7 protein-coding genes are annotated in these 3,050 nt (G+C 53.8%); all 7 read left to right on the plus strand.

Features of this window, described 5'->3' with window-relative positions; genetic code table 11:
- Nucleotides 1-249: hypothetical protein (locus tag ABYP33_RS18250; RefSeq protein ID WP_373092681.1), on the plus strand; the 249-nt coding region annotated here is incomplete at its 5' end.
- Nucleotides 249-974 (plus strand): hypothetical protein, encoded by a 726-nt coding sequence (locus ABYP33_RS18255; RefSeq protein ID WP_373092683.1) that lies wholly within the window; start codon nt 249-251, stop codon nt 972-974. The genes ABYP33_RS18250 and ABYP33_RS18255, both read left to right, overlap by 1 nt.
- On the plus strand, nt 974-1,933 hold the full coding sequence (locus tag ABYP33_RS18260) for a hypothetical protein (protein ID WP_373092685.1): 960 nt from the start codon (nt 974-976) through the stop codon (nt 1,931-1,933). The genes ABYP33_RS18255 and ABYP33_RS18260 overlap by 1 nt, the downstream gene beginning before the upstream one ends.
- Nucleotides 1,933-2,172 (plus strand): hypothetical protein, encoded by a 240-nt coding sequence (locus tag ABYP33_RS18265; RefSeq protein ID WP_372809488.1) that lies wholly within the window; start codon nt 1,933-1,935, stop codon nt 2,170-2,172. The genes ABYP33_RS18260 and ABYP33_RS18265 overlap by 1 nt, the downstream gene beginning before the upstream one ends.
- Complete coding sequence (locus tag ABYP33_RS18270; protein ID WP_372809489.1) at nt 2,172-2,540, plus strand: hypothetical protein; 369 nt, start codon at nt 2,172-2,174, stop codon at nt 2,538-2,540. Before ABYP33_RS18265 ends, ABYP33_RS18270 begins: the two co-directional genes overlap by 1 nt.
- On the plus strand, nt 2,537-2,740 hold the full coding sequence (locus ABYP33_RS18275; protein ID WP_372809490.1) for a hypothetical protein: 204 nt from the start codon (nt 2,537-2,539) through the stop codon (nt 2,738-2,740). The genes ABYP33_RS18270 and ABYP33_RS18275 overlap by 4 nt, the downstream gene beginning before the upstream one ends.
- A complete protein-coding gene (locus tag ABYP33_RS18280; protein WP_373092688.1) occupies nt 2,737-2,985 on the plus strand; it encodes a hypothetical protein in 249 nt (82 codons plus the stop codon). The genes ABYP33_RS18275 and ABYP33_RS18280 overlap by 4 nt, the downstream gene beginning before the upstream one ends.
- Nucleotides 2,986-3,050 lie beyond the last annotated feature (65 nt).

Genomic DNA, 3,050 nt, shown 5'->3' on the forward strand with positions numbered 1-3,050 from the left:
ATGCAAGCCGAGTCCGAGAAGTGGCAGGAAGAACTGGCGCTCAAGCGGCAAGAGCTGAGACAGCGCGAGGTTGAAATGCTGTACAAGCAACACCAGCATGATCAGGACATTGAGGCCAAGCTGATTGGCATTCTGGCTCAATCTGAGAGCGCACAGGCCCAAGCTATGGCCAAGGAAGAGGCGGGCGAGGAGTTAAGCGAGCTGGATCAAGCGGCTTTGAGTTATTTGAAGGGTGGAGAGTCTGAATAGTGGACTCCACCACCCTAGCCATAGCCGTTAAGAAGGCGCGAGAGGAAGCGGAGAAGGTTGCGCGCTCTATCGTGCCCGAGCGCGGCCCAGTAGGCCCAGCCGGTAAAGACGGCCGCGACGGTAAAGACGGGCGCGATGGTCGAGACGGTGTTGATGGCCGTGACGGTACAGATGGGCGCAATGGGCGAGACGGTAGGGATGGTGAGTCCGGCCAAAACTCAAACCGCTGGCACCTTTTCTACAACAAAGAATACCCCGGACTGCGCGGCTTCCCGCCGGATGAAATGGGCGATGATGACGATTTCGCCATTAACGGCGACGACTCGCGCATATACCATAAAGAGCATGGGGAGTGGGTGTTCATTATGTCCCTGCAAGGCGGCGGCGGTATGCAAATGATGGCACCGGCTGTTGTGAGTGAGACGCGGATAGAGTCAATTATTCAGCGTATCGTGGACAAGCCTGATGTTAAATACAAAAACGCCAACTACACCATTAGCGCGGCTGATGACGAGGTGATCCTGGCAGATGGCACGATAACCATCACGCTACCAGCGGGGGCGGGTAATACCGGCTGCACATTCCGCATTAAAAACATCGGCACAGGGGATGTGACCGTTGATACACTATCTGGCCTGATAGACGGAGAGACTGCCCAGATTCTAAATGCCCAATACTACGCCATTGACGTAGTGTCCGATGGCGCAAATTGGAATATTGTGTAATGGCGAATAACCTTTTACCTGAGAATATACGCAAAGAGGATGGTCACGGCAGCACAATAGCCACGCCTACCTACGTACAGCAGCAGTCAGAGATAATCACATTCACGTCAACCCCCCTTGGCGCGGGTGTTGAGTACGGCACCGCTGAACCATTCATTGATGTGCGCGGCGTTGCGCTTGTGCAGCTCCAGGTTGAGTCATTGCAGCCCTATGACGCCACGGCCTACACGCTTGGCACACTCCAGTCTGGCGTTGCCGTACAAGTCAGCTTGGATGGCTCCACGGTCTATAAGACATTTCCCCTGACCACGGCGAACAACCCGCCCAATGAAGCTATTTATTTCGAGCGGTCATACCCCTATCTTCGATTCATCTACACCAACGGCGCTACCCCTCAGACGGAGTTTTACTTCGCCACCAGCCTGCATTACACGTACACAGGCCCAGTTGTCCGATCTATTGGCTCTGCGTTTAACACGTCAGCCCTAGCAGGCACCCAGCGGTCAGTGATATTCGGACAGCCCGAGAGTGGTGGGGATTTCCGGGCGGTTGCCCTGAGTGACGACGACAACCTGATTGTCGCTATTGGTAACAGGCTCAGCCAGACAGAGGGGCGATCTCACCACGAGGTGAACGTAATCAACCCCACGGCCAACACGACGCTTTACACCGTCCCGGCAGGGTGGAATTTCCACGTCACTAGCGCCCGAATATGGGGATTCAATACCAGCACTGCCTCGCCACTACAGGCCAACTTACGGAACGGCGCGGCGGGCGCTGTTAAGGGTGGGTTAGCTGTAGAGGAAAGTTCAACAGGCCTTGGCGGAGTTCTCAAGGCGGCAAACATCACAGCCAGCCATCAAGAGCCTGTTTTGTTCACCACTAGCGTGTATTGGCAGGTGGTGCAGGGCGCGTTTCAAGGCTCTGTTGTTCTTGTTGGTTATTTGGAGCCAGTGTAATGGCGGGGAATTGGGCATATAAATCAGGGGCGAGCGGCACGGTATCTGTACCCGCAGACGCGCAGGTTAAGAAGGTGACAGCGCGGGGCGATGAGGCTGCCACTATGCAGATAGCCGGTGGCGATGTTGCCAGCGTGTTTCCCTCGTTCGAGGAAGACGTGTGGGGGCATTTGGTTGGGCCTGTTGATATTGTCTTTACCGGAACAGACGCCTACTTCGTATCGTGGGTGGTTGACTAATGGGTTACGGGGCATTCATCCCAGCTAAAAGTGTTGACGTTACGCGCACGCTTGGCACTACCTATACGGCAGGCAATAAAACCCTGCTCGCAAACTATACTGTCCAGCTAACGGTAACGGCGTCCATCACTGGAGGTCAGTCCGCACAAGTTCAAGCGCAAATCCGGCCAACTGCCGCAGACCCTTGGGAGACTGTCGCTAGTCAGAAAATGGATTTAACCTTTACTCTCGCGATTGTGACTGTCGCCATGCGTCAACAGGACGACCGCGTTTTGACCTTTATCGTTCCCAAGGGCTACGAGTACCGCGTAATTTCTAGCGGCACTGGCACTGCTGCGCTTCTGTATAGCAAAGAGGTGAAGCTGTGATTGACGAAACCCCTCGCGAATTCAAAGCTGACGTTTTCCACACTGTACAGGCCACGGCTGACACCATTCAGGAAATTTCGGATAATGCGCAATCATTGGCGGGTAAGATGGTTGCCTGTCGGGAAGATCAGTTTTTGTACTATGTATGCAACGCGGGTATAGTTGAGAAAACCAACCTTAAGAGCCGTGAGACTATATGAGAAACGACAAAGAACACCTTGCCCTAAAGGCCCAGCAGCTCCTAGACGATGAGGTACTGAAGGGTGCTTTTGACGCGCTTGAGGGCAGTATTCTAAGCGAGATCAAGAGCGCCAATATGAACGGCACTGACGACTCAGAGAAGTTTATCCTGGAGTTAGCCCGCAAGTTGCAGACGGTCGAGGGCGTAAAAAAGGCGCTTCGGGCGCGAATTAACAATTATAAGCTGACCCATAAGGCAGAATAGTTGCATTGTCAAGACTAGAGGCATAAAATATCATTGCGCACGTTGAGAAACGCCGCAATTAACTC

It is taken from the genome of Zhongshania sp., from assembly GCF_041584495.1.
Classification (GTDB): Bacteria; Pseudomonadota; Gammaproteobacteria; order Pseudomonadales; family Spongiibacteraceae; genus Spongiibacter.

What these genes read in the sequence shown, in the direction of transcription:
- ABYP33_RS18260 (WP_373092685.1), top strand. Translation starts at nt 974, where the DNA reads ATGGCGAATAACCTTTTACCTGAGAATATACGCAAAGAGGATGGTCAC.
- ABYP33_RS18265 (WP_372809488.1), top strand. Translation starts at nt 1,933, where the DNA reads ATGGCGGGGAATTGGGCATATAAATCAGGGGCGAGCGGCACGGTATCT.
- ABYP33_RS18270 (WP_372809489.1), top strand. Translation starts at nt 2,172, where the DNA reads ATGGGTTACGGGGCATTCATCCCAGCTAAAAGTGTTGACGTTACGCGC.
- ABYP33_RS18280 (WP_373092688.1), top strand. Translation starts at nt 2,737, where the DNA reads ATGAGAAACGACAAAGAACACCTTGCCCTAAAGGCCCAGCAGCTCCTA.